Annotated in this window: 5 protein-coding genes; all 5 read left to right on the top strand. The window is 65.7% G+C overall.

The features are described from left to right. The coding region (locus ACE5C1_RS16090; protein ID WP_374945087.1) for a class I SAM-dependent methyltransferase at positions 1-704 on the top strand (704 nt) is incomplete at its 5' end. Positions 705-767: 63 nt separating this feature from the next. Beyond that, complete coding sequence (locus ACE5C1_RS16095; RefSeq protein ID WP_374945088.1) at positions 768-1,166, top strand: DUF2946 family protein; 399 nt, start codon at positions 768-770, stop codon at positions 1,164-1,166. A gap of 31 nt (positions 1,167-1,197) precedes the next feature. Beyond that, entirely contained in the window at positions 1,198-3,363 is a 2,166-nt protein-coding gene (locus tag ACE5C1_RS16100; protein WP_374945089.1) for a TonB-dependent siderophore receptor, read from the top strand. Between the two features lie 161 nt (positions 3,364-3,524). Continuing rightward, a complete protein-coding gene (locus tag ACE5C1_RS16105) occupies positions 3,525-4,250 on the top strand; it encodes a DJ-1/PfpI family protein (RefSeq protein ID WP_374945090.1) in 726 nt (241 codons plus the stop codon). A 164-nt stretch (positions 4,251-4,414) separates the two neighbouring features. Then, a partial coding sequence (locus ACE5C1_RS16110) for a DJ-1/PfpI family protein (RefSeq protein ID WP_374945091.1) occupies positions 4,415-4,924 on the top strand: 510 nt, incomplete at its 3' end.

A 4,924-nucleotide genomic window follows, 5' to 3' on the forward strand; every position in this document is an offset into this window, starting at 1 on the left:
ACTCCATGGCGATGAGCGAACTGAACGCAAACTTCGTCGATCCCGAGCGAGTCAATCGCTATATCGAGCAAGGGCCGCCCGCCTTCGCGCCGGGTCATGGCGGGATGCTGCAAATGATCGGCGTGCTGCTCGCGGAGCGTATGCCGGATGACGGCCGGCTCCTGGTCGTTGGCGCGGGCGGCGGGCTTGAAACGCGCTACTTGGCCGGGATTGAGACGGGTTGGCGGTTTGTCGGCGTTGACCCCGCAAGCGCGATGCTCGATCTGGCGCGCGCAACCGCCGGGTCTGTGGCGGGTGATCGGCTGGAACTGATCGAAGGAACGGTGCTGGACGCACCTGCCGGCCCGTTCGATGCGGCGACGTGCATCCTGGTGATGGGCCTGATTCCCGACGATGGAAGCAAGCTGGCGACACTGCGGGGAATACGGCGTCGTCTCAAGCCGGCTGCGCCATTCATTCTCGTCGACCAGTGCATCGACCGTTCCGATCCGGATTTCGAACGCCGGCTCGATCGTTACGCCAACTATGCCCGCCGCTCGGGTGTCGATGCCGCTACCGTCGCCGAAGCAAGAGCCGCTGTCGGGGCGCTCGAAAGCATGGTGCCCGCACGACGAAACGTACAGTTGCTCCGTGAGGCTGCGTTCCATGACGTAGAGGTCTTCTATGTTGGCTTCGCCTGGCGCGGCTGGGTCGCTTACGCATAGAATATCCGGTCGCGCCCGGGCCTGCCGGGTGACTTGTGCCTCGCCCGCGACTAGGAACCTCTCGTGACCGGGCTTCGCCAATATCTTCTGTGCCATCGGGCGCTCGCGGCCTCGCTGGTCGCGCTGGCGTTGCTGATGAAGGTGCTGGTCCCGACTGGCTATATGCTCGGCACGTCGACCGGCTCGATCACGGTCGAGCTTTGCAGCGGCTACGGCCCGGCGAAAATGACAATGCCGGGCATGGCGCATCATGGAGGCGACAAGAGCGATCACGGCAAGGCCGAGCAGCCCTGCGCCTTCTCGGGTCTGTCGGCACCATCACTCGCCGCGACCGATCCGATCCTGTTGGCGCTGGCCCTCGCGTTCATCATCGCCACCGCGTTTCGCGCGCCCACCCCTGTCCTTGTCCAGGCACGGGCCTTTCTGCGACCTCCGACAACAGGGCCGCCAGTTCACTCCTGATCCTTTTCGTCAATCCCACAAGCGGCGCGCGATGGCGCGCCCGGATCAGGACACCGCCATGCACCTCATTCGCACCGCCGCGCTCGCGGCGACGGCGCTCGTCGCCGTCCCGGCCGCGGCGCAAGATACCGGCGACGCCGGGCGACCGCCTTCCCGCGTCGCCGGCGATAAGCCCGATAGAAACACCGTCGTCGTGATCGGTCACAACTTCGTGGTCGACAACGCCGCCTCCGCGACCAAAACGGACACGCCGATTATCGAAACGCCGCAAGCGGTTTCGGTGGTCGACTCCGATTTTATCCAGACGCTCAACCTGCGGACGGTCGCGGAAGCGCTGAACTACACCTCCGGAGTCCGCGCCCAGGCGTTCGGGAGTGACACTCGGATCGAATATTACCAGCTCCGCGGCTTTGCCAACCAGAACTTCTTCAAGGACGGGCTGGTCCTCTACAATTCCGGGCCGTTCCTGTCCTGGGCCACGCCGGCCGAAGGCATCGAGCGGCTGGAAGTGGTAAAGGGCCCGGCCTCTGTCCTCTATGGCAGCGGCAGCGCCGGGGGACTGGTCAACATCGTCTCCAAGCCGCCGGTCGCGCGCACGATCGTCGGGCTGGAAGCGGGCGCGGACGAATATGGCAGCGCCTATGCCTCGGCCGATCTGGGCGGACGCATCTCCGACACGCTCGCCGTGCGCGCTGTCGGCCTGATCCGGCGCGGCGATACGCAGGTCGAGCTGGCGGAGGATAACCGCACCTATGGTTCGCTCGCGCTGGGTTGGACGCCAATGGAAGGCACCTCTCTCACCCTGCGGGGAAGCTACACCCGCGACCGCTCGAACCGCCCCACGGGATTCGTGCCCTATGCCGGGTTCGTCACCCCGCTCGCCGATGGGCGCAAAATCCCGATCGACCTGTTCGTCAGCGACCCTGGCGTCGATCGCTACGACCGCGACCAATATGAAGCGGGCTACAGCTTTGAAACGAGGCTTGGCGACGCGCTCCGCTTCGTCTCGAACGGTCGCTACGCCCGGATAGACCTGACCTATGCCGGGCTGTTCGGCAACTTCACCGGCAACCCGGTCCTGGCGGGTGGGCGCTATTATCTGAACCGCTCGAACTCGCGGCAGGACGCCTATCTCGACAACATCACGATCGACAATCACCTGTCGGCCGCCTTCGCGACAGGGCCGATCCGTCATACGGTGCTGGCCGGGCTCGATTACAGCTTCTCGCGGACGCAGAGTAGTCAGCGCGCCGGCACCGCACCGCGGCTCGACATATTCGATCCCCAATATGGCGTGCCGATCCCGGCCCTGGGAAATCCGACGACCACACGCCAGAAGCTCGATCAGACCGGCCTCTACGTTCAGGACCAGCTCATGGCTGGCGGGTTCGTCGCGTTGGTCTCGGCGCGGCGGGATTGGGTCGGGATCACCTCGATCAACGCGGCTGCGGCGATCGCGACGGGCTCGCCCGCGCGAACGAGCTACCGCGGCGGGCTGGTCTATGTCTCGGCCGTGGGGATCGCCCCCTACGTCAACTACACGACCTCGTTCACGCCGGTGATCGGGGTGGAGGCCGCGACGGGCAATTTCTACCGGCCCGAAACGGGGAGGCAATGGGAGGTGGGCCTTCGCTACCAGGCCAAAGCGTTCCCGCTGCTCGCCACGGCGTCCCTGTTCACGATCGACCGCGACGGCGTGCTGGTGGCTAACCCGCAACCGGGGTTCCCTACCAACCAAACTCAACTCGGCCTTCAACGCTCGCGGGGTGGCGAGGTCGAGATCCAGGCCCGGCCGGTGCCGATGCTCAACATCACCGCGTCGCTCACCCGGTTCGACATCGAGAACCGGCGCGGTCTCGCCAGCTCGATCGGCAAGGCTCCCACCGCAACGCCCGAGTTCACCGCCTCGGTCTTTGCCGATTACACCCTGCCGGAAGGGACGTTCCTCGCCGGCTTCGGGCTCGGCGCTGGCGTGCGCCATGTTGGCAAGAGCTACGCCGACACGATCAACACGCTCGTCGTGCCCTCGGCGACCGTGTTCGACCTTGCCGCGCACTATCAGTTCGGCCCGTTCCGCGCCGCGGTGAACGTCTCCAACCTGTTCGACAAAGCCTACGCCGCCGCCTGTCCGGCCGCGGGCACCTGCTACGCCGCGAACCTGCGCCGGGCCACGTTCAGCCTCGGCTATCGCCTGTGAAGGGCCTCACCAAATTTTCCAAGACGAAGGAAGTGACCATGAACACCGATCAATCGCACCTGAGCCGTCGCGAGTTCGCGACCGCCGCGGCTCTCGCCGCCGCGGGCCTGTCCACTATGGCCCCGGCCGCGAACGCGCAGAACGCACCCGCGCCGGCCGGATTGCCCAGTCACGCAGACTATCTCGCCAGCATCCCGCTCATCCGGATCGGGCTGCTGATCTTTCCGCAGATGACCGCGATGGACATGGTGGCGCCCCAGCTCTGCATGCACATGATGATGAAGACGGACATGCACATCGTCGCCCAGACCGCTGCGCCGGTGATGGCCGACAGCGGCTTTGCGATCGTGCCCACCACGACGTTCGTGGACTGCCCCAGAGACCTGGACGTGTTGTTCGTACCGGGTGGCCCGAAAGGGACCGAGTTGGCAATGCGCAACGATGCGCTGCTCGATTTCGTCGCCGATCGGGGGGCGCGGGCGCGGTACGTTACCAGCGTCTGCACCGGGTCGATGATCCTGGGTGCGGCAGGGCTGCTCAAGGGCTATCGCGCCGCCTCGCACTGGATGACGCGCGATATGCTGCCGATGTTCGGCGCGACGCCGATCGACGAACGGGTGGTGATCGACCGGAACCGGATGACGGGCGGCGGGATCACTGCCGGCCTCGATTTTGGACTCCAACTCGTCGCCACGCTGCGCAGCGAGAGGACGGCCCGCCTGGCGGAGCTCGCGCTCGAATATGATCCGCAACCGCCATTCAAGGGTGGCGGCTCCATGAAAACCGCATTGCCTGAAACCCGCGCCATCGCGCTCAGCGTCACGGAAGCGCAGCGGCGCGCGTTGCGCGAAACGGGCGAACAGGCTCGCGCGCGGCGTTCGATCTAGGAAAGGACCACAACATGATTGACGCTCTGGACCGCCGCGCACTGCTCGCGTTGGGAACACTGATGGGAGCGGGGGCGGCCATGCCCGCGCTCGCGCAGGAGGAAACTCGCGAACAGCATATGCGAAGCATGATGGCGATTGCGCCCGATGCGCCCAAGGTGGCGATGCTGATCTACCCCAAAATGGTCGCGCTCGATCTGATCGGGCCAATGACGGTGTTCAACATCATGCGCTGGAACGTCCAGCTCGTGTGGAAGGACAAGTCCTCCGTCCCTACGGACGTAGGCATCCCGTTCGCGGCGACGCGCACGTTCGCCGAAACCCCGAGCGACCTCGATGTTCTGTTCGTGCCTGGTGGGATCATGGGCACGACCGACTGCATGAACGATCCTGAAGTTTGCGGCTTCCTCGCCGATCGCGGCGCGCGCGCGAAATGGGTCACAAGCGTTTGCACCGGAAGCCTGGTGCTCGGCGCGGCTGGTCTCCTCAAAGGTTATGATGCGACCGCCCATTGGGCAGTCGCCGATCTGCTTCCGCTGATGGGCGCGCGACACGTCGATAAGCGCGTGGTGCGCGACCGCAACAGGATGACGGGAGGCGGCGTCACCGCCGGCATCGACTTCGGCCTGACACTCGCCGCGACGATCAAGGGCGAGGAAGCCGCGCGGCGCGTC

Origin of the sequence: Sphingomonas sp., assembly GCF_964263785.1 — a bacterium.
GTDB lineage: Bacteria > Pseudomonadota > Alphaproteobacteria > Sphingomonadales > Sphingomonadaceae > Sphingomonas.